A 22,742-nucleotide genomic window follows, 5' to 3' on the forward strand; every position below is an offset into this window, starting at 1 on the left:
CTCAAAAACATGCCCGGCTGGCCGAGGCGTTTGCCGCTCAAGCAGCCGTGGCCATTGAGAATGCTCAATTATATGAGGCCGAGCGGAGATGGGCTACTCAATTGGCCGTGGTCAACCAGGTGGCCCGCAAAGCCGTTTCCATTTTAGGCACCCAGCAGCTTTTACAAGAAATTGTTGCCGCTATCCAGCAGGGATTTAACTACTACAACGTGATTCTGCTCTTACTTGATGAGAGCACCCAGGAGTTGGGAAATCAGGCGATTGCCGGTGGCTTTGCGGATTTTGCTCCGTTGGATTATCGGCAGAAGATAGGGGAGGGCTTGATTGGCTGGGTGGCGCAAACCGGCCAATCTGTGATGGTGAACAACGTAGAACAGGATGCCCGCTACATAGTTGGTTTTCCTAAAGAAGGAGCAACGACCCTGGCCGAGTTGTGCGTGCCGCTTAGGCTTGATAAGCAGGTGATTGGCGTGCTTGATGTGCAGGAAACCCGCTTGAACGCCTTTGCCGAAACAGACCTTTTGGCCCTGGAAACCCTGGCCGACCAGATTGCCGTGGCCATCCAGAACGCCTGCCTGTTTGAACAGGCGCAACAGGACGCCGAAACTAAATCGGTTTTGCTCAATGAGGTCAACCACCGGGTTAAGAACAACCTGACCGGTATCATCGGCTTGCTGTATATGGCCCGGAGTCACGCCCACGTAGAAGACCAGGCCACCTATCAATCCACGATGGATGATTTGATTGGCCGGGTGCGGGGTTTGGCTTCTGTGCACAGCATGCTCTCCGCCTCCGAGTGGACGCCTTTGCGCTTGAGTAATCTGGCCAACGAAATCATTTACGCCGCCATGCGGGCCCTGCCGCACGATAAGGATATCTCGGTCAATGTGCGCCCTTCCCCTGTCCGGGTGACCTCTGACCAGGCCCATAACCTGGCCCTGGTGATCAATGAGTTAGCCACCAATACCGTCAAATATGCTTTGCCGCCCGAGCGCACTGCGGCCAAAATCACCTTTCAAAGCGCGCTCGACAATGGCAGGGTGCGCTGCGAGTTCAGAGACGATGGGCCGGGTTATCCCGAAGATGTGCTGCGTTTAGAACGTCACAATATTGGATTTAGTTTGATCCAAAATATTGTGCGCGATAACCTGCGGGGCCAAATATCGTTGCACAATGACCACGGGGCGGTAGCCGTGATTCAATTTAAGGCTGAGATACGGTGATAAGGAAGGAATAACCAATGCGAAACCAGCAGAATAATAATATCCGGGTCCTGATTGCCGAAGACGACTTCCTGGCCGGAGAAATGATCAAGGAGATGCTGCGGGAGGTGGGTTATACGGTGGTAGGCCGGGCTTTGGACGGCGCTCAGGCGGTGGAGATGGTGGCTCAACTGGCCGAAACGCCCACGCCGGCCGATGTGGTATTGATGGATATTGAGATGCCCCATGTGGATGGCATCGAGGCCACCCGCTTAATCCAGGAACAGTGCCCTACACCCGTGGTCATGTTGACGGCTTACGAAACGCCGGAACTGGTGACGCTGGCCGGGCAGGTGGGCGCGGGCGCTTACCTGGTCAAACCCCCCAATTCACGCGAGATAGAACGCACCATTGCCATTGCCCTGGCCCGGTTTGCCGATATGGTGGAACTGCGCCGGGTGAATCTTGAGCTACAGGCAGCCCTGGCCAAGGTAAAAACTTTAAGCGGCCTGCTGCCCATCTGTTCAAATTGCAAAAAGATACGCAACGACGAAGGTTACTGGCAAGATGTCGCCGTTTACATCCGGGATCACTCCAACGCCGAATTCAGCCACGGCCTTTGCCCGGATTGCGCCAAAGAACTTTTTCCAGACTATTATGCCGGCAAAGAATAGCCGGTGAATCCTGATTCTTTGACTATCCCTCAAAATTGACTATACTCACTGGGTCTGATTTCCCAAAACAGAAAAGTGGTGGTAAATAAGCAAGTGACGATCATGTCATTTCGAGCGAACGAAGTGAGCGAGAAATCCCTCGAATCTGGTCCTGATTCATGCGTTTAAAGTCCCTTGAACTCCAAGGTTACAAATCTTTTGCCAGCAAAGCCACCTTCATTTTTGACGAAGGCGTTACGGCCGTGGTTGGCCCTAACGGCAGCGGCAAATCCAACGTGGCCGATGCTATTCGCTGGGCGTTGGGCGAGCAGAGTTATAGCACCCTGCGCGGCAAAAAAACAGAAGATATGATTTTTTCCGGCTCCGATGGCCGCGCCCGGCTGGGAATGGCCGCGGTCACCCTGGTGCTGGACAACAGCGATAAATGGCTGCCTCTTGATTTCTCCGAGGTGACAATTTCGCGTCGGGCTTATCGCTCCGGCGAAAACGAGTATTACCTCAACGGCAGCCGGGTGCGGCTGAAAGACGTTAACGAACTATTGGCCAAAAGCGGCCTGGGCCGGCAAACCTACACCGTTGTTGGCCAGGGCATGATTGACCGCGTGCTCTCCCTAAATGTTGAAGAACGCCGCAAACTGTTTGAAGAGGCGGCCAGTATCACCTTTCATCGCCAGAAACGGGCCGAAACCCTGGATAAGCTGGACGCCACCCACGCCAACCTGCTTCGCCTGAACGATATTGTTAAAGAAATTGAACCCCGCATGCACCGGCTGGAAAAGCAGGCCCTCCGCACCGACGAATACGCCCGCCTGATGACCCACCTTGACGGCTTGCTGCGGGTGTGGTATGGATATCGTTGGGGCCGGGGCCAACTCCACCTGCGCGAATCCACGGCGCGGCTGCGGGAGAGTGAAGCGGTGGTCGCCGCTCAGCGGCAAAGATTGGCCGCTTTGGAAGGTGAAATTGGCGAGCTGCGGGCCGAACAAACGCAATTGCGGGCCAGCTTGGGCGCCTGGTATGCCAAAAATAATAATCTCTACGCCCAGGCCGAGGCCATCCAGCGTAAGTTGGCCGTTAACGAAGAACGGGCCAGGCAATATGCCGCGCAGCGTGAGGAAATTCTCGGCGAGCTGCACAGCTTGCTGGCCAACCGAGACGGCCAGCAGCAATTGTTGGATGAAGCCCAAGAAAAACTGACGGCCATCAATCAAGAACTGCGCCAGGCCGAAAGCGCCCAACGCGCCGCCCAGCAGCGGCTCGACGCCCACCAATCCCAACGCCAAAACATTCTGGCCCGCCAAACCGTGGCCGAAAAACGCGTTCGCCAACTGGCCACCGACCTGACCGAACGCCAAACCCGCCTCTCGCAATTGGGCGAGCGCCGCGAAAGCCTGCTGGCCGAGACCCAAACGCGCGCCGCCGAAATTTCCCGCCTGGCCGAACAACAGACCGAACTCCAGGCCAAACAAGCGGGCCTGGCTGCCGAAATAGTCGCCCTGGAAAAAAGCCGCGCCGACCTGGAAAAACAACGAGCCGGGCAGCAAAAGTCACTTCACCAACTCAACCAGGCCGCGGACCAACTCAAAACCCAGGCCGCCGCCGAACAACGCCGGGAAGATAGCCTGAAAACCCGCCAGGAGATGCTGGAGCGGCTGCGGGGTGAAATGACCGGCTATTTTGAGGGCGTGCGGGCCATTGTTCAAGAAACCAATTTGCCGGGCATTGTGGGCACGGTCAGCCAGGTGCTCCAGGCGCCCCCGGATTTGGAAGTGGCCGTTGAAACGGCCTTGGGCAGCCGCCTGCAAGATGTGGTGGTCAACAGCTTTGCCGACGCCGAAGCCGCCATTAATTACCTTAAACTCAATCGTAAAGGCCGGGCCACCCTCTTGCCCCTCGATACCATTCGCCCCGGCCGGCCCGTTGACCTGCCCGACACGCCGGGCGTGATTGGCCTGGCCGCAGCCCTGGTTGAGGTTGAGCCAAAATTACGCCCCATTGCCGAATTGACCTTGAACCGGACGGTGGTGGTGGAAGACATGGCCGCCGCCCGCCGCGCCTTTACCGCCATGCAGGGCGGGTTCCAGCTTGTTACCCGCGAAGGCGAGTTAATGCGTTCCGGGGGAGCCGTTACCGGTGGGCGGATCGCGGGCAAAAGCGGCGAGCAGGGCACGCTTTTGGCCCGCGAGCGGGAGTGGCGCGAGCTGCCCGGACAGCTTGCCCAAGTTGACCAGGCCCGGCAAGACCTGCTGGCCCAACTTGAACAAAATGGCCGGGAAGCCGGGGCAATTGAAACCACGCTTCAGGCGTTGCAAGACAAGCAGCAGCAAAAGGCGGGCCGGCAAGCCGAACTACAGGCCCAGGCCAACCAGGCCAACCGCTCCCTGGAGCAGTTGGCCGATAGTATGGGCTGGCACAAAGATTTGCAGGCCAAGGCCGAAGGTGAACTGGCCCACCTGGATCAGCGCGAGCGCGACCTGCAACACGAGATGGCCCAGTTGGAACAGGAGCAGCGCGAGGCCGAAGAAAGCGCCCGCCAACTGGCCCGCCAGATCAACGCCCTTTCTGCCGAGAATTTACTGGCCGAACTGAACCAGGCCAAAAACGCCGTGGCCCTTATCCAGGGGCGGCAAAAAAGCCAGCAGACCATTTTAGAAAATCACCAGGCCGGCCGCCACCAACTCTCTACCCAAATTGAAAGCAAACAAAACCGGGTGGATACCCTGGCCGCCGAACGGGACTCCTTGCTGCAACAGCAGCAAGAGTTGCAAAAGAACAGCCAGGAGTTTAGCCAGCAGTTGGAGCAGTTTTCGGCCCAAATTCACGAAACCGAAAGCCGTTTGGCCCAATTGGAAACCCGCCAGCAGCAACAAGAACAGGTTGAAATCAATCTGCGCCACCAATTGCAGCGCCTGGAAACCGAACACAGCCGGACTTCGCTGGAGGCTGCCCGGCGTCAGGATGAGTTGGACAATCTGCAACGCCAGATTCAGGATGACCTGGGCCTGGTTAAATTGGAAATGTCGGAAGAGCAGGTGGGCCAGCCGGTGCTGCCGATCCGGCCCCTGGTATCTGATTTGCCGGTGGTTGAGGCCTTGCCCCCCGGCGTGGAAGAGGACGTGCGGCGGCTCAAACTACAGGTGCGCCGCCTGGGCAGCATTAACCCTGATGCGCCCCGCGAATACGCCGAATTGCGCGAACGCTTTGACTTTTTGACCGGGCAAATGGCCGACCTGGAAGCCGCCGCCGCCGATTTAAAAGAGATCATTGCCAAACTGGATGAAACCATGGAGCAAGCCTTTACCGAAACCTTCCAGAAAGTGGCCAAAGAATTTCAACATTATTTCAAACTGCTCTTTGGCGGCGGCGAGGCCCAGCTGCTGCTGGTAGACCCCGACAACCTCATCGAGACCGGCGTAGACATTGTGGCCCGCCCGCCCGGCAAACGTTTACAAAGCCTGGCCCTGCTTTCCGGCGGCGAGCGCTCCCTGACGGCGCAGGCTTTGATTTTTTCCTTATTAAAAATCAGCCCCACCCCCTTTGTTATTTTTGACGAAGTTGACGCCATGCTTGATGAAGCCAACGTTGGCCGTTTCCGCGAAGCCCTGTTGGCCCTGGCCCGCGACATTCAATTTATTATCATTACCCATAATCGTAAAACCATTGAGGCGGCGAATACGCTCTACGGCATTTCCATGGGCGAAGATTCTGTTTCTGAGGTTTACTCGCTTAAAATTGATGAGTGGCTTGATGAAGAAGGGGTTAGGGAGGGAATTTAAGATTTGTTGCCCAATCAGGAGGTCATGAGTATACTCACGGTGGGCGTGTCGGCCCTACAAATTTTGTACTGAGGTTCAATTAATTAATGCCAAAATCACCAAAATCCAAACCCGGCCCAAAACCGGGCAAGCCCGGTGTAGTTTTTCAACCGGCTACCTATCGAGGTATTCAAAAAGGCATTGACCAGATGGTCAATGCCATCCGGCCCACGTTGGGGCCGCAGCCGCGCATTGTGGCCATTGAGCAGGCGATTAGCAACAAAATGCCGGAGTTGCTTGATGATGGCGGCACCATTGCCCGCCGGATCATTCAAGTGGCCGGCCGTGAGGCCGATGTTGGGGCCATGTTGGTCCGCCAGATGCTCTGGCAATTACACGAAAAAGTGGGGGACGGCACCGCTACCGCCGCGGTCATGTTTCAAACCATTTTTAATGAAGGCTTACGTTACATTGTTTCCGGCGGCAATGCCCCGCGCCTGCGCCATTACCTGGAAGAGGGCCGGCGCGTTATTGATGACGAATTGGCCGGGATGATTACGCCGGTAGAGGGTAAACAAAAACTGGCCCAGATTGCCCGCTCAATTTGTTACGAGCCGGACATGGCCAAAATGATAGGTGAAATCTTTGACATCATCGGCGAGTATGGCCGGCTGGAAATCCGGGGCGCGCGGGGGCGCGAGTTGGATCGAGAGTACGTGGAAGGCATCTACTTTGACCGCGGCGTGATGTCGCGGGAGATGATCACCGATGCAACCCGGCAGCGCGCGGAATTTGAGAACGCCGCCCTCTTGATCAGTGATTTGGAAATAGAAGAACCGCAACACCTGATGCCCGTAATGCTGCTGGCCGTTAAAGCCGGCATTACCTCGCTGTTTGTTGTGGCGGGCAAACTCTCCGACAAAGTGTTGGGCTTTTTGGTGGCCAACAACAAAAAGAACGCCGACAAACTCCAGACAATTGCCGTAACCGCGCCGGGTTACGGGCTGGACCGGATGGGCGAATTGGAAGACCTGGCCGTGTTGACCGGCGGGCGTCCTTTTTTAAGCGTGACCAAAGACAGCTTGGATACCGCGCAGGTCCAAGACTTCGGCCAGGCCCGGCGCATCTGGGCCGATAAGGACCACTTTGGCATTGTGGGCGGCAAAGGCAATGCCCGCGAGTTGCGCCAACACATTGCCCGGTTACGCGCCGCGTTCAATAAATCCAACGACCCGGCTGTGCAGGAAAAATTGCAAAAACGGATTGGCAAACTGATGGGCGGCTCGGCTACCTTGTGGGTGGGCGGCACCACCGAAAACGATATTAACGCCCGCAAGGAATTGGCCAAACGAACCGCCAGCGCCATGCGCGGCGCGGTGCGCGAGGGTATTTTGCCCGGCGGCGGGGTAGCTCTGCTGAATTGCCGCCCGGCCCTGCAAACCCGCCTGGCCCAAAGCGCCGAGGCGGATGAACGCGCCGCCTACCGCATTTTACTGCAAGCCCTGGAAACCCCTATTCGCACCCTGCTGGCCAACGCGGGTTATGACCCCAGCGACGTTATGGCCGAAATCCGGCTGGCCGCCGGGCCGGGTTATGGTTTTGACGTGAACGCCAAAAAGGTAGTTGACGTGATGGAGGCCGGCATTTTTGATGTGGCCGCCGTGCAGCGAGCGGCTGTTCACAGCGCCGTATCCAGCGCGGCTTTGGCCCTTACGGTTGACGTGCTGGTTCACCACAAAAAACCTCAGCAGGCCACGCAGCCGTAAGGTAATGTTGTAACATCAAAGCATTAAGTAAGGCTCTCAAAAAATAGTGAAGCGGGGTCAAACGACCCCGCTTTCTTTTGGGGAATTCTGGGCAGTTGGGGTAAAGTAGAAACAGGACAATATCATGTTTCTACGCGGCCAAAATTCAAAACCTTTTTCTGAATCTCTATATTTTCAAAATCTCGAGGAGTTGGGTCAATAGATAACTATACAGAAAAATTCCTCCCATTAATAAAACGGCTGTAGTCAGGCCCAAGCCCCACCAGTTAGGGCGAGGTTGGGTATCGGTCCAGGGGGAGCCGCCCATTTTGGCCATATCTTTTTGGGCTGCCTCCTGGTCAATAGGAGAGACGGCGCTGAGTTGGTGCAGTTGGTACCAGGCTTCTGTTTGCGATCTTTTATCGTCGGCGTACTGCACGGCGCCACGAAACGCCTGGATAGCACGTTTACGTTCGCCTTTTGCCAGGTAAGCCAGGCCCATGTTGATATAGGCCGGGCCAAAGTGTTGGTCGTTGTTGATGGCCTGGCGATAGCGGGCAATGGCATCGTCGTATTGGTGCTCCTGGTGATAGTCTGTGCCCACTTTGAAGTGAATGTCGGCGGCGCTATTCCGGCGCTTGCGTTGACTCAGCAGAATGGGCGAACCGTCCACCAGGGTTGACTCCAGCGGCCGATGGGGAGGGGACCATTGAGGCTGTGGGCTACTGCGTTTGGCTCGTTCCCGAAAAAAGGCAGCCAGACTAACAAGAGTGGTAAATCCATCCAGGCCGGGCAGCGGCAACAGGCTGACAAAGGTGAGCCAAAAACTGGTAATGGCCATATGGCCGGTAAAGGCAATAGACCAGGCTTGCACGTTTAAGGTTTCGGGCAAGTTTGAGGGGATGGGAAAAAGATAGGCCAAAACCTGGTCGGTGGTGGTGCCGCAAAAATAAACCAGGGCTGCCGCCAGGCCCAGCGTGAGCAGTAAACCAACTAAACTCAGGGTAAAACTGGCCAGCGGTCCGGAAAGCGCCACCAGGAACACATCCAGGTATTTGCGTCTGAAGTTGTAGGGGTTGGCCTGCATGGGTTTAGGCCAACCGATGCCAAAAATGATAAAGGCCAGCGCCCCAAACCAGGCGATGTGGGCAAAGGGATTCAGGGTGATTTTTCCGCGCTCCACCTGGGAGTAGTCGCCCAAAAAATAGGCTGTTAGGGCGTGCCCCAATTCATGCGTGGTGTAGGCCAGTAGCAGGCTGGGGATAATGAGCAGATTGGTCCAGTGGAGCGCAGGCAAAAGGTTGTTCATGATTGGGCGGTAAAAAAGTGATTTTGATCGGTTATTTTGCCGTGATTATACCATTATCAATTTTTATAATCAAAGATACCTCCGGAGCCTTGGGCGGCTGTTTTCAGGATCATTTCACTACCACCGGCCCCAACGTCACCACCGGGGCGCTGCCGTCCAGCCGGGGCAGGGGTTGGACGGTGTTGGGGTGGTAGAGTTCCACATTCAACCAGTATTGGCCCGGCGGCAGGGTGGACGGTAAGGTGATTTGGGCGGGATGGTAGATGGTTTGCCCCGGCGGCCAATCGGTGGCGCGGTATAACCTGCCTACCGGCCATTCGTCTTGCCCCTGGGCAGCCAGGTCGCCGGTTTCTGCCCATAATTTGAGGGACATTTTGTAATCTACGCCGGGCGGGGCGGTGGCCTGCCACCCTAACTTTACGTGGATTGTCTCTCCCGGCGACCAAACTTGCGCCGGCAACTGCCAGCCGGCCAAAGCCAGGCCATCCGCAAAGTAGACTGTTTCCCCCTGTAATTCGGTTTGTCCGGCCAAGAGAAATCCCTGCGCGCGGATATTGCTTTCTCCGGCAAAAACTTCATCTTCCAACGGAATGGTGTTTGCGGCCAACCAGTCGCGAATAAACCCGTTGGGGTCGGTGACGGTATCGTAGGCGCGGAGGTGCCACAGGCGGGAAAAATGGCGGGAAAGATGTTCCAGGGCGGCGGTGGTTTCGGCGGCGCTCATGGCGTAAAAATCGGAGCGGGGATCGCCCCAGCCAAGCCGGGGGTCGCCGTTAACAAAGCCGGTTTGCAGGAGCAGGGGATGTTGTGAATCGGCGGGGGACTGGTAGGGGACCAACCGCCTGCGTTCCAGGTGGGGCAGGTGGCTGTAGTAAACAAAAGCGGTATAGGTGTAACCGGCGTTGGCCAAAATAACGTCGCCGGGCTGCCAATGAGCTTGAATGAAATTAACGGCGGAACGATAATCGTCGGCCTGATAACGGGGGTTAAAGTGCATCTGGTAAACGGAGTAGCCGGAAGCGGCCAGGAGCAGGGTTGCGGCGAACAGGGCCACCCAAAATCGAAGGCGAGTAGTTAGCCAGGCTAAACCGGCGGCCAGAATGATGTAAAAAGCGGGCGAATAAGTGAAGATGTAACGGACGTGGTACAGGGGCGTGATAAAGGAGAGGAAGTAGATGAGCAGGAGGGGGCCGAAGGTGTAGGCAAAAAGCAGGGTAGCAGAGTAGCAGGGTAGCAGAGTAGCAGGGTAGCAGGGTAGCAGAGTAGCAGGGTAGCAGAGTAGCAGGGTAGCAGGATATGAGCCATTTGCTAAATAGACCAGGCCTAGCAGAAACAGAGCCAGGGTGAGCAGGAGGATTGGCCAAAGGGTGGCCGGTTGGCTGGATTGGCCCAGGGAGAGAGCGGACCAACTTTCCAGAACAACCGGCCAGAAGCCGGTCAAAACACGCCAGGGAGGCACGGGCGGTTGGGTGGCCTGGCGCCAGGCAATGGGCAGCCAGGGCAGGTAGGCCGCCAGAACCAGGCCGTTGGCCCCAAACAGGCCTAAAAGGGCGGGCCGTTTGATTTTGGGCCACAACAAATAAGCCAGGCAGAAAAGATTGATGACAATCAGCAAGAAAACAAAATAATAGAGCGCGTACAGGCCCATAGTGGACAGAACAAAATAGCTCAACCAGAAACGAACCGTAGTTTTTTTATTGGGGGTAAATGTGGCGCGTAGGGCGCAGTAAGCGGCGGCCAGGCCCAAAGCCGCGCCCAGGGTATACATCCGCACTTCTTGGGAGTACCAGACGTGATAGGGCGAACAGGCTACCAGCAACGCGGCCCAGGTGGCTACAAGTTTATTGCCCAGGTAGCGGGCGACGTGGTAGGTCAAAGCAATCAACAGAACCCCAAAAAGGAGTGAAAAATAAGCCAGGGCAAATTCGGTGTGGCCGGCCAGCGCCGTCCACAAGTGAAGGAGCAAGTAGTAGCCGGGGGGATGAATGTCCCTGGCCGTGTGGGCCATGAGGTCGGGCGCAGCCTGGCCGGCCAAAAAGGCGCTGACGGTTTCGTCGTACCAGAGGCTTTGAGCGCCCAGCCGGTAGAGGCGCAGGGCAAAACCGGCCAGCAGAATAGCCGGAAGCATGAGGGGGGGGGAGGCTCTAAAAAGTTTGGCCGGGCGATTGGGTGCCGTCATTGTCATCTTGGGTCATGATCTTAGCATAAGGCGTCTTGCGGGGCAATAATCTACGGGAAAAACAAACAGGGCGCAACTTGACATATTATTGCAACCGACTTGACATATTCTTGAATTTCGAGTATTATGTATAGTACTATACGACGTTGCGTCTACATATTGTGGGTTAATTGTCTGCAACCCCTAGATATAGGGGGTAGCCCCTGGATAGAGGGGCAGGAGGCAAACATGAAAAAGTACTTGTTCATCATCGGGGTGATAATTGTATTGACCATGCTCTCCGGCCAGGTAGCCGTGGCTGCGCCGGAGTTCCAGGGGGGGGGAATGGTGCATTACGTTACCTGGGGCGAAAGTCTGTCTGGCATTGCCTTCCGGTACGGGGTGAGTGTTGAAGCGATTCTCATGGCCAATGGCTTGGCCAACCCCGACATGATCTACGTGGGCCAGCCGCTGGTCATTCCCGGGGGCGGGCCTTCGCCGGGTTATCAGGGCGGCGGCAATTTTGGCTGTGGGAATTATCACACGGTCAGAACCGGCGATACGCTCTCCGGGATAGCCTGGGACTATAACACCAGCCTTCACCAATTGCTTCAGTTGAACAATTTTTACAATAAGGATATACTTTTTGTGGGCCAGCGGGTTTGTGTGCCTGTGCAGCAAGGGTATGCCCCCCAACCCGGTTATGCCCCTCGGCCGGGCTATCAGCCGCAACCGGCCGGTTATCGCCCTCCTGCCGCCTCCTATTATCATACCGTTGCGCCCGGCGAAACCTTGAGCGGGATTGCCTATCGTTACGGGGTGAGTTATTGGACCATTATGCAGGCCAACAATCTCACCAATTCGGTGATTTGGGTGGGGCAGCCGCTCATTATTCCCGGTTATCAGGGCCGGCCTGATTATGTTCAGCCTCCGGTGGGGCCGGGCCAATTTCCAGACCCTATATTTGAGCATCCGGTGAAGCCGGAGCATAAAGGTTTCTACGAGGCGGTTGACGTAGACCTGACCGTGCCGGAGCCGGAAAGTAACGCGCCCGAATATCAACCCGGGGCGGCGCGCCCCAGTTTGCCGCGGGCCGAACATCCCATTGAGGTGGTGGTCAACGGCGGCGAAACCTGGGCCGACGACATTTATCCCATTGGCATGGATCCCGACGGCATTACCACGCTCATTGTGCAAACCGGCGAAGAGAACGGTAAAACCGTGCGGGTGCGCAGCGGCGATGCCGAATCTAACGGCGAGAGCAGTTTTACGGGCGAGTTTGGCGCTTTTCGTTTTGTTTTCCGGTACATTCCACCGGGTGAATATGACGTGTGGGTTGACGACCCGGATATTCCTTCGGAAAAGCCGCACGTGACCATTGGCCCCGGCGAGCGAGTGGAAATTTACTTTAGCAAGCAGGTTCGTTTCCGGGGACAGACGTATGCTTCGCCGGACGGTTGGGTATTATCTAACTGGGAGAATCCCAGCAAGCCGGGCCAAAACATTGGCGGCTGGTCAAATATTTTGGTGAAAACACCGGCCTCGGGTTTGAACGTGATTGCCGAAAGTGACGGCGGCGGCTATAGGGCCAAATGTTTTACTGGCAGCAAAGGCCCCGGCGCGTGCGATTTTGCCGGGTTAATGGCCGGCATCTATTACATTTGGATTGACGGCACCGACCTTAAATTAAAAACCTATATGGACGGGAACGCTTACGCCACCTTTGAATTTGCCCACCAGGCTGATTGATTGCCGCGTTGTGGTTAAACCAAGACTCAAAAACGCCAAGATTTAATTGGTCTTGGCGTTTTTGAGTTTCAGGATAGGGGGTGAAAACCTAAAGTTGGATATAACTGTTCAGGCATGCATGTCATTTCGACCAAAGGGAGAAATCTCCTTGAAGCCGTACCCTGAAGAGGAGATTTCTCGGCCTCCGGCCTCGAAATGACATAGGGCTGATAACAGTTAGATTACTTAATTTGTTTATTTGTCTTCGCCTCTTCTTTACGCCAGTGCCGAGTTTCGATTTCGGATTGGGGCCTGGCCTGGGAACGGAGAGGGTGGAGGGGGATTACAAAAAAGAATTTACTGCCGGGGCAGTTGACCTCGTCGTAGCCCAAGCTTTCCACCCACACTTGCCCGCCGTGGGCCTCGGCAATGCCTTTAACCAGGGTCAGGCCCAGGCCGGGGCCGGCGCCTTTAAATTTGGTTTTGCCGGTGCTGTGGTGGGCGGTGTCGTCTACGCGGAAGAATTTTTCAAAGATGCGTTCATGATATTTGGGATCAATGCCAATGCCGGTATCGGCCACCACAATTTCAACCGCCGGGCCAATGTTGTCCAGCACGGTGGCGCGGCCTTCAACCGTAATCATCCCGCCATCAGGCGTATACTTAATGGCATTGCCAATCAGGTTTTCAAAAGCTTGCATCAGGCGCGTGCCGTCTGCTTCAACAGTGGGCAATTCTTTAAGATTTATTTTTTGAAACGCAATGCGTCGTTCATCCAGCGCCGGCAAAAGCGAGCGAGCCGCCTGATCAATTACTTCAAGCAATACCACGGGGCCGACAAAAAGGTTGATGTCGCCCACGTCGGCCTCGGTGACGTCAAACATCAGGTCCACCACGTCCTTCATCCGGTCACTGCCTTTGGCAATACCCTCGATGATGGTTTTGACGTAAGCCGGGTCTTGCAATTCCTCTTCAGTCAGGTCCAGCAGCATCCGCGAGTAGCCGTGAATATGGGTTAAGGGCGTGCGCAGTTCGTGCGAGGCAATGGACAGGAAATCGCTCTTGTCCTGGTCCAAACCGGCTAATTGGTCGGTGAGCTGGCCCACTTCTTGATTGATAAAAGATAACTGATCAAATAGCCGGGCGCTGTCTATGGCCAACGCAGCCTGGTCGGCCAGGGAGATCATCAGATCAACGTCTTCTTCATAATACGAGGTGCCTTGCGATTGCGGCCCAAAAGCCAATAAGCCCACCAACTCGGGTTGGCGCAGGATAGGCACGTATAGTTCCATGTTCAGCCCGGCCAGCCATTCCCGTTCGTCGTCGTTCATCTGGCGAAATTGGCGCTGCATGTTAATATCGTATTGGCTGAGTACCTTTTCCCCTTTGCGCAGGTGGTAAATAAAGGGGCTGTCGGCGGCAAACTGGCCGGTGGTCAAATTCGTCATGCCCACCGACGAGAGCGGGCGAAAGGAGATGTTGCCCCCTCCACCGCGTTCGTTGACAAAAACAATGCCTCGCTCAATGCCCAGGGTTTCTATCATCAAGTTGATAATGGTATCCCCCAGGCGGTTCATGTCCAGCACCGAACTGATACTGCGGCTATAACGTTTGATGATTTGTTTTTGGTCATGGTGCTGCTTGCCAAAAATGATCCGGGTTAAAATTCGGTCCAGCCCTCGCCAGAGGGGAGGCAGGAGAATGGCTAAAACAAGGGCCGCCAGGGCCGTTGACCAGAGCAGGACGGCGTTTGGGTAAAAAACATTGCGGTTGGCCAGGGCCGCGCCGGCCAGGCTGAAAAAGAGAATGGCGAACAAAATGAGGGTGATCAGAGCATAACGGATAGCCCGGCCCATCAGTATTCTTAGGTCGGGGGTGTGGTAACTTAAAACGGTGTAAGCAATCAGGATACCGGCAATGGTCAACAAAAGGACCCCGGCCCAGGCAAAAATCGGGACCCAAAATATGACCAGGCCGCCGGAGGTCAGGAGAATAATGACGATCAACCAATAACGCAGTTTATTGAGATATTGGGTGGGGTATTTGCGCTTTCTAAATTCCAGCGACAGGGTGACGAGGGCCACCCCAATGGCCACAATCCAGCCTAACCCGGCCATGATCACCGCGGGCGTGCCCAATTGATAGAGCGCCAGCCCCATCTGCATGGCCAAATTGACGGTGATTTGTTCTAAACCAAAAAAGTTAAAAATAAAAAGCGCCCACAACAGCAAAATAAGGAGGGCTGCGGCCCAATACCAGATCAAAACTTTCCGGCTTTTCCTGGTAAAATTTAAGGTGAGCACGCCAAAGGCTAAAACCATGGCCAAAAGGGTAAACTCGATGACCGGACGGTAGACGCCGCTGATGAAGGTGGGTAAGTTTAACGCATCGGCCAGTAACACCAGCCCTAACCACAAACCCAGCCCCATATAAAGCAATAAATAAAAAATAACACTTTCTTTGGAGCGTAAACGCAGCGCGGCCAGGATGACTGAAAAGCCAAAAACCAGGGCGGCTATGGAGGCGGTCATAAATTCAGGGGTTGTTAGCGCAATGTAATTCAATTTAGGCCTCGGCAAATAGGGGTAACTATTTGATTGTAACACATATTTGTAAAAGTTGGTAATACTGCATGAGTAATGGTGTTATTGGGGGGGATTTTGGGCTGTCCCTCTTTTCACCAGGCGCGTAATGCCAAGCAGGGGGCGTCCGCTTCGTTCGTAAAAAGCCTCCTCAATATCTTCCTCCAAATGCAGAGGGCGATAGAGGGCCTTAAATTCAGCGCTGCGATCAAAAATAATTTCGTCCGGCGCGCGCCACAGATAAAGGGTGGTTGGCCGGGCGATAAGAGCTTGCAGGCGAGTTGTTAAGTCTTGATCAGATTCCCAGGCATAACCAAAAACCTCAACAGGCGTTACCCGGCCGGCGGTAAGGTAAGTTACGGGAGCGGCCAGGCCCCAATCCATTGCGGCCACCGGGCCGGCGGCGTTATGGGCCAACCAATCGCTTAAATCGTAGATGGCGTCGGAATGACTGCTCAAACCGCCGCTTTCGGCCAGAGAGACATGGTAACGGAGGGTGGTAAACAAATTTGCGCCTACGAGCAGGCAAAGGCCAATGGGGAAAATAGAAGACGCCAAAAAGCGTAGATGGGGTCTATAGGGGAATAAATACCATCCGGCCACAGTCAAGGCGATGGCGGGCCAGGGCATTAGCAGGGCAAAGTGAGTGACCCACAACGCGGAAACTGTCCCGATACTGCCCAAGACGACCAGGCTTATCACCAAATAGGGGAAGATGGCTATTTTAACCAAGGATAGGGTAATAAAAGAAGGGGAGAGGATAATATTTCGTATAGCCAAAAAAGCTACCAAAAACAAAAAGACACTCAAACCAAAAACGGGTAGGGAAGTGCCCCTTATGTTTCCCAAATACCAAAGATGCGTGCCGTTTTGCATTGTCAAAAATTGCGCCAGCCGCGTCCATAGGTTAGCGCCAAAGGCCAAATTGTTAACGCCATAGTAAGATGTGGCCGCATTGCCGCTAACGCTCAAAAATGTGCCGTGAGTTTGCAGGTTATAAACAAGCAACGGCCAGCAGCCCAGCAAAAAAGCGCAGGCTATCCGGCCAACCTCTTGCACGGAAAAAGGCCATTTTTTTTGAAAAAGTTCGTTAGTGTTCAATAGACCACGCATGAACCGCAATACCGGGGACAAATTGAGCAGAATAACCGCTCCCACCAGAGCCGCCATTAACCACACAAAAAGTAACTTGGCGTAAAGACCCAGACCAAACAAAAACGCCCCGGCGAGCGACCAACGCCTGGAGCCACCGCGCCAGCGCCACAGCCAGCACAGCGTGGCCGCCAGGCCAATAGGGGCGGTAACGGCTGTTACAAAAATGCCCTGTCGATTCCAAAAAACAAAGGTGGGGTCCACGGCTAAAAGCAGCGCCGCCGCTAATCCCACCCAATGATTGCGGGTCAGTTGGCCGGCCAGAGCATAGGTCAGCCAGATTGTTATAGCCCCAGTGACAATTGACATCACCCGCAGAGCGGCCGGGGTGGGGCCCAAAATAGCCAAAAAAGGGATGACCAGGTAAGTGTTGATGGCCCCAATGTAATCCTGGGTCATCAGCGGAAAAATATGCCCGCCTATTTTTAAACCATGTTCTCTAAAAGTAGTAATCGGCTGCGCCTGCAACAGTTGCAGCGCCGGCACGGCCTCAAACGCTTCGTCGTAATGCAAGCCGGGCAAATTGAGCTGGTACAGGCTTAGCCCAAAATAAAGGAGCAAGATACCGCCAAGGGCAACCAACCGTTTTCTCTTTCTCATTTCTATTCTTGGGCCAGCAGGTATATATTAGCCACCATGGCCTCATAAATCCAGCCGGAGGCATAAATGCGGATAGATTTGATAAAAACAGGTTTGGCCGGACCAAGCGTGGTTAACAAATTGACCGACTCGTAAGGATACCAGATGAAACGCGCAATCCGCTCGCTGGAATTATCGGGTTGATTGTAGAGCACAAAATTTTCCGGGGGCGGGTCAAAGTAAAAACCGTGAAACCAATCGCGATCATTATTATCGGCATCTTTGTAAGCCACATGCAGCATGATGGGAAATTCTGAGCCAAGATGCCCCCCCCCTGGCAGGGATTGTTTCATCAAACGCACCTCGGCAAAAACCCGCAGCGATTGAAAATCACGCACGTCTTTGTTGACCTGTTGGGTAACGCCGGTTTCTGAGTGAACATTGTCTTGTCCTTCACTGCGCAGCACCAATACGTCCCGGCCAATAAATGTAGCCACTTCGACCGTGGTTGTCACCACCTCAATCGGCTCAATTTGGTAAACTTCCCAGGTTTCTGCAAATGTATCCGGTTTGAAGTCACTATTGACCAACAAATTTTGGGCCGCCGGCAGGGGGGCGGCAAAAGAACCGGCGTCTACCACCGCCCGCTCACTGGTGTTAAGGACAATGGCCTGCCCCTGGCCGGTCACCGTGGCTTGCCCCAGCCGGGTAGTGACCTGCACTTCGGCCTGGTTCACTTCAACAGAAAAACTGCCCTGGCCCAACTTTATCCCGGCATAGGGGGTCAAAATATCAAAGGCCACGTCTTGCCGGCTGCGGGCCGAAGTAGCTCTGACCCGGCCCTGTTGCAGTTCAATAGTTATTTGGGCCGGGTTTGGGCTAAGACCAAAACGAGGCTCCCTGGCTTCACGCAGCACAATGCGGGTATTGCTGTACATAGTCAGGCTGCTGTCGTCAAAAAAGGTCAAAATAGCCTGGGAGGTATCATCGGTAAAAATGGTGGCCAATTCGGCCACAGCGGTTGTATTCCCGTCGGTGAGAGAGGAGGATAATTCGGCCTCAGCGGCCGCGCCAACCGCGTTGCCAAATAAAACCGTCCCTCGCACCGAAGTTACATTAACCGGGGAAGGGACGGTAGCATTGACCACGTACCAATAAATACTAAACGGTACAAGCACCGCTAACAGGCAGAACGTGACAAAGGCTGTAGATAAAATAAGCCAGGCCACTTGCCCAGGTCGCTCTTGTCTTAAATTAATAAAATGGGTTCTAAGATTGAATTTCATGCGGCCATTATTTTACCATAGCATCAATTTATTCAGAAGTCAGCACGCTCACCTGGCCGATTTCCACACCACCGCCCAAGCCCACCATCACGCCCGGCTCCGGTTGATAATACAGCCCCACGCGCAAGCGATACCGGCCGGGCAAGGTGTTGGCCGGGATGGTCAAAGTATGCCGGTCGCGCAATATTTCGCCAATTTGCCAGCGGCTGGAGGGATAAAACACTCCGCCCGGCAGATGGTCGTTTTGGGTGACCCCTTGACCCTCACTATTGAGCAAATGCACGTAACTGGTGTAATCAACGGATAAAACCTGTTCCGGCTGCCAATAGAGGGTAACGGCGATTTCATCACCGGGCAATACCCTTTCCGCCGATAGATCGTGGCCCAAAAGTTTAACGCTTTCGGACTGATTTGACTCGGACGTTACTCCTGAAAAAACTACCTCATACCGATGAGGGGGTAGGGTGGGGTCGGGCGCGGCTCGATAAAGCGCGTCCTCTTGAACCAGCGTCGCTTTAAGGCTCAAGCCGGGCATTGATTTGATGAGATACACCGGCCGCCCCGAAGCCAGGGCCTGGTCCAATACCAGCCCAACGTTGGCATAGGCCGGATCAGGCACAATGAGCGGGAAAAGGCCCAGCAAATCAGGCCGCCGGCCCTCAACATATTGGTAATACCACAAGGGCATCATCTCGTTGCGGTCGTTGCTCAACAAAACAGCCCCGGTGGGGATCGGTTGGGCCAGGATTTCTGACCAACGCTCACGAGCAGCGGTGTTGTTTTTTTGGTTGACGACGGCCCAGTTGCGCGTCACCATTGGCAGTACGGCCAACAAAAAACAGGCGCTCACCAGCCCCACGACCAACATCCGGTAAATTTTTTGGCCCAATCGCTGCTCCATTTCTCCAAAAACAGGCCGGGCTTGGGGCGGGCCTGCTTTACGCCGGACAAAACTACCGGCCAGCCAATGCGCCAAGCCCAAACTGCCCAGCCCCATCCACAAACATACCAAAAGCCAGATGGGAATAAACAGTACAAAAACATCACCGATGAAATAAATCAAATTAAAAAGCAGAAAACCCAGGCTGCCCAGCCCGGTCAAGACAAGTAAATCGAATTGTTGGCGCAGCCAGAGGGTAAGCAGGCCGGCCAGCGCCAAAATAAGGCCCAGCCACCCCACCTGCTGCTGCAAAAGTTGCCAAACCAGGACAACCCGGCTAATCTCAACGGCGTCCGGCTGTAATTCCCCGGCAAAAACCATGGCCGTAACGTGGCGCAAAAAGCCGGCCAGGGAGTTATCATACAGCGTCAAAATTTGGTGGTCGCTCAGGGCCAGGGTGGCGTAGGGCGTGCTTGGCGCAATCAGGGGCAAATAAAGGTAGAGCAGCAGCGGGCTGATAAATAAGATGCCGTGGACAAACAACGTCCGGGCCGGTTCCCTTGACTTTTTGGCCTCGCCGGAATGAGGCGATTTTCTTGCGGCAGCAATGTTTGGGCCGGCCGGCCAGAGCAAAAATAGAACCAGAGCCGGCAGCAGCAAAATAGTGGTCAGATGATGCGTTAAACCAACGGCAAAAGCAAACGTGAGGCATTTGGCGGGCCAGGAATTTAAATTTGGGAACGAAAAAACCCGGGCGTTGCCTCTGAGTTGCAGGGCCAGATAAAGAATAAGCGCCATCAACATGGCGTGAAGCGCATAAACCTCGGCCACAATCGCCTGGCTCCAAAAGGTGGGACTTATGGCAAAGGCGGCGGCGGCAATAGCGGCAGAAATGAGCCGGGCGGGGAGGGGGGTGTCGGGCAGAGTCATATCCAGCAATTGCCGTGCCACAACATAAGTTAAGCTTATTGTTGCCGCCGCAAACACTGCCGAGAGCAAATTCATCCGCCAGGCTACTTCACCCAACGGAAACAAATGCGTCCACAGCCAGCCCAACAAAATATACAGCGGATAGCCGGGGGGGTGGGCAATGCCCGGCAGCCAGGGCACAAATTGAAACTCCCCGCTATCGGCTTCTAAAACAGTGGGGGCGAGTGTAGTGATATAGAGGGCCAGGGCCAATAAGGCCAGCCCCAAACCAACCGGCCAATCAGAACAACGAACCTGTTTCAAGGAGGGCATATTGCCAAACATAGCCGGGCATTATAACACGGAATCTAGGCAGTGATAAACAGACCGCCTCAATCTAGCCGCTTCGTATAGTAGTTAGCAAGGCAAAAAAATCAAAAACTTCAATCAGGAAAGGGGGGAGAGAGCAATTACAAACTATAAATTCCGCGCTTAAAAAGGGCACTCTCTTTTTGAGAGTGCCCGGGTCAACATAGCCAAACAAGGAGCGAGTAACTATGTTAACATGCTTAGTTTACCGCAAAACCTCAACTTAATCAAAAAATTGAGGCTTATCCATAAATCTGGCGGCAAAAGGTTGACAAAAAGACAGGGTTAGGGTAGAATTTCTTTGTGTTTTCACTTCGCAAAATATTATTTTTGCGAAGTGAAAACTGAAATTGGGCGACTTTTCGCCCCCTATCCACAGAAAGGCGTTTACAAAATGGACATCCCTAAAAATATTGACCAAGCCCTGGAATTATATTTAGAGGAAATCGGCAAAAGCCGGGCCGGCAGCACCCTGAACACCTACCACTACACTATTCAGAAGTTCAAGGGTTCGTTGACCGCTCACAATGTTGTTCCGGCCCAAACCCCACTATCCGAAATGAGCAACGAGTGGATACACTGGTTTCTGGACGACCTGCGTACCCTGGAACCAACCACCGAACGCAGCTATTTAGCTCCCATCATTGGTTTTTACGAGTACGTGGTCGCCAAAAATTGGCTCAAGCTCAACCTGACCGAACTGCGTTATTTCATCAAACGCCGGCAGCGAAAACTTCCCGAAAAAGCGCATCGTTTCCCCAAACGCCAGATCGAAAAACTGCTCAAATCTCTGGACGAAATTTCCAACGGCCCCTTTAAAGACGACCGGGAGCAACTGACCATTCTGCGGGACCGCGCCCTGCTTTATATGCTGGCCGATACCGGCCTGCGCGTTTCCGAGGCCTGCTCGCTTAAGCGGGGTTATGTTGATTTTGCGGAAATGGAGTTATACGTGGTGGGCAAAGGCAATAAAGAAGCCCGAATTCGCATTTCCCCCCGTACCCTGGAGTGCCTGCAACGCTATCTGGAAAAACGAACCGACCTGGACGCTGTACAAACCCCCGCCCCGGCCAACCTGCCTCTCTTTGCCCGGCACGATAAACGGGTCAGCAAGCGAGTGATAGCATTATCACCCCGCGCGGTCCAGCAGTTAATTGATCGGTGGGTGTTGAGGTTTTTGGGCGCTGTATATCTATACGAAATTACCCCACACACCTTCCGCCATTATTTTGTCACCACTGTTCTGCGCAGCACCGGCGGCGACGTGGAAGTAGCCAAAAAGCTGGCCCGCCACGCCGACATCTCCACCACTATGCGTTACGCCCACCTGAGCGACGAGGAGTTGGATAGGGTTTATTATGATATTTTTGGTGTAAATGTAATGTAAACTCTAAATTTTCATTGCACTGAATTGCGTTTTTGCATTGCCCTACAGGGTAAATTCATCGAATTTGTTGCACTTTCGTACATTTTTGCATTGCCCTGTCTCCGACAATGGCCTGCTATCCTCTTTTGTGGCTCAGTGCAAGATTTCATTAGTACAAAGTTTCACGTTTGCGAAATCCTTTCGCTTTTGCTTCACAGAGTATTTCTCCATCCAAGTATATCCACGCAGTACCTTCTGTGTGTAAGGACCGGCGCAGAGTAACTTGATGTTTCGGCCAATATTTGAGTAAAGGGTCTGTAAAATGTAATCCCTCAAAAACCACTTCGCCTTTGGTTGAAATTGTGGCATCATATTCCGGCAGTAACAAGCGTAACACGGAAAACAGTGCTATAGCCCACCAGAGATTTATATTTCTCAGTTAAATCAGCCTGTACCCTCCTGGGACCATATCCGTGGATGCGGTGCAAATAGTTATCGAAAACCCTGTCAAAATGGTCTTGGCCCATCACCCTGTTGGTCAAATCCACGTCCCAATTGCCTCGAAGGGCATTGACTAAATGACTTTGTATCACATCTTGCTGAATCTGCACTTGAAGATGTTCTCGTATCAAATAGCCAACTTCATCATCCAGGCCAACCTCAGTATAGAATTGAGTTGGAATGCCCCACTCCAGCCCTGCCGGAACCAGTGTGGCCGGTCTTCGTGTTGAAACTAGCGCATCATAAATTACCAACCTAATGCTCGCGCTAATATTATCACCTATTATGCGATACGCTAATACTTTTGGCGGTTCGGTTTCAAGGATGCAGACGATTTTTGGCGTAACAGTATTATCATTTTTTCCTTTGAGCATCACTTCAGGCTCCAACATAATGAGTTGCCAAACTGAATTTGTTCGGGCCAGTCTCACCGCCATATCTTTCTGACGTTTTTCTTCCAGAAGTAATCAACCTCCCGCATAGCGGGAGGCATTAGGAAGCCCCCCAGAGGGGGGCAACTGGGATAGGAAAGCCCCGTTGGGGCTAA

14 protein-coding genes are annotated in these 22,742 nt (G+C 54.1%); 6 read left to right on the forward strand and 8 right to left on the reverse strand.

Features of this window, described 5'->3' with window-relative positions:
• The 4 genes from JW953_20430 to groEL all read left to right on the forward strand — a co-directional run.
• On the forward strand, positions 1–1,223 hold a 1,223-nt coding region (locus JW953_20430), incomplete at its 5' end, for a GAF domain-containing protein (GenBank protein ID MBN1995072.1).
• A gap of 17 nt (positions 1,224–1,240) precedes the next feature.
• Positions 1,241–1,876: a response regulator gene (locus JW953_20435; GenBank protein MBN1995073.1), complete on the forward strand. Its 636-nt coding sequence runs from the start codon at positions 1,241–1,243 to the stop codon at positions 1,874–1,876.
• A 158-nt stretch (positions 1,877–2,034) separates the two neighbouring features.
• Positions 2,035–5,652, forward strand: coding sequence for a chromosome segregation protein SMC (gene smc / locus JW953_20440; protein MBN1995074.1), 3,618 nt, complete (start codon positions 2,035–2,037; stop codon positions 5,650–5,652).
• An 86-nt stretch (positions 5,653–5,738) separates the two neighbouring features.
• Positions 5,739–7,397 carry a chaperonin GroEL gene (gene groEL / locus JW953_20445; protein MBN1995075.1) on the forward strand — a complete coding sequence of 553 codons (1,659 nt, stop codon included), beginning with the start codon at positions 5,739–5,741 and terminating at the stop codon, positions 7,395–7,397.
• Positions 7,398–7,563: 166 nt separating this feature from the next.
• Here groEL and JW953_20450 read toward each other — a convergent pair whose 3' ends face one another.
• Positions 7,564–8,685 carry a hypothetical protein gene (locus JW953_20450; protein MBN1995076.1) on the reverse strand — a complete coding sequence of 374 codons (1,122 nt, stop codon included), beginning with the start codon at positions 8,683–8,685 and terminating at the stop codon, positions 7,564–7,566.
• Between the two features lie 109 nt (positions 8,686–8,794).
• Positions 8,795–10,864, reverse strand: coding sequence for a glycosyltransferase family 39 protein (locus JW953_20455; GenBank protein ID MBN1995077.1), 2,070 nt, complete (start codon positions 10,862–10,864; stop codon positions 8,795–8,797).
• A gap of 228 nt (positions 10,865–11,092) precedes the next feature.
• Between JW953_20455 and JW953_20460 the strand changes: the two genes are divergently transcribed.
• A complete protein-coding gene (locus JW953_20460; protein ID MBN1995078.1) occupies positions 11,093–12,592 on the forward strand; it encodes a LysM peptidoglycan-binding domain-containing protein in 1,500 nt (499 codons plus the stop codon).
• A 221-nt stretch (positions 12,593–12,813) separates the two neighbouring features.
• Here JW953_20460 and JW953_20465 read toward each other — a convergent pair whose 3' ends face one another.
• The 4 genes from JW953_20465 to JW953_20480 form a co-directional block, all read right to left on the reverse strand.
• Complete coding sequence (locus JW953_20465; GenBank protein ID MBN1995079.1) at positions 12,814–15,135, reverse strand: GAF domain-containing protein; 2,322 nt, start codon at positions 15,133–15,135, stop codon at positions 12,814–12,816.
• Positions 15,136–15,216: 81 nt separating this feature from the next.
• Entirely contained in the window at positions 15,217–16,905 is a 1,689-nt protein-coding gene (locus JW953_20470; protein MBN1995080.1) for a glycosyltransferase family 39 protein, read from the reverse strand.
• 2 nt (positions 16,906–16,907) lie between these two features.
• Positions 16,908–18,113, reverse strand: coding sequence for a FecR domain-containing protein (locus JW953_20475; protein ID MBN1995081.1), 1,206 nt, complete (start codon positions 18,111–18,113; stop codon positions 16,908–16,910).
• A gap of 85 nt (positions 18,114–18,198) precedes the next feature.
• The gene (locus JW953_20480; GenBank protein MBN1995082.1) at positions 18,199–20,292 is read right to left on the reverse strand and encodes a DUF2723 domain-containing protein; all 2,094 of its coding nucleotides are present in this window, start codon (positions 20,290–20,292) and stop codon (positions 18,199–18,201) included.
• Between the two features lie 430 nt (positions 20,293–20,722).
• On the opposite strand from JW953_20480, the gene JW953_20485 reads away from it, so the two are divergent.
• Entirely contained in the window at positions 20,723–21,715 is a 993-nt protein-coding gene (locus tag JW953_20485; protein ID MBN1995083.1) for a tyrosine-type recombinase/integrase, read from the forward strand.
• A 148-nt stretch (positions 21,716–21,863) separates the two neighbouring features.
• Here JW953_20485 and JW953_20490 read toward each other — a convergent pair whose 3' ends face one another.
• The gene (locus JW953_20490) at positions 21,864–22,082 is read right to left on the reverse strand and encodes a Mu transposase C-terminal domain-containing protein (GenBank protein MBN1995084.1); all 219 of its coding nucleotides are present in this window, start codon (positions 22,080–22,082) and stop codon (positions 21,864–21,866) included.
• The gene (locus tag JW953_20495) at positions 22,063–22,569 is read right to left on the reverse strand and encodes a hypothetical protein (protein MBN1995085.1); all 507 of its coding nucleotides are present in this window, start codon (positions 22,567–22,569) and stop codon (positions 22,063–22,065) included. Before JW953_20495 ends, JW953_20490 begins: the two co-directional genes overlap by 20 nt.
• Positions 22,570–22,742 lie beyond the last annotated feature (173 nt).

The sequence above is a fragment of the Anaerolineae bacterium genome (assembly GCA_016931895.1).
Taxonomy (GTDB): domain Bacteria; phylum Chloroflexota; class Anaerolineae; order 4572-78; family J111; genus JAFGNV01.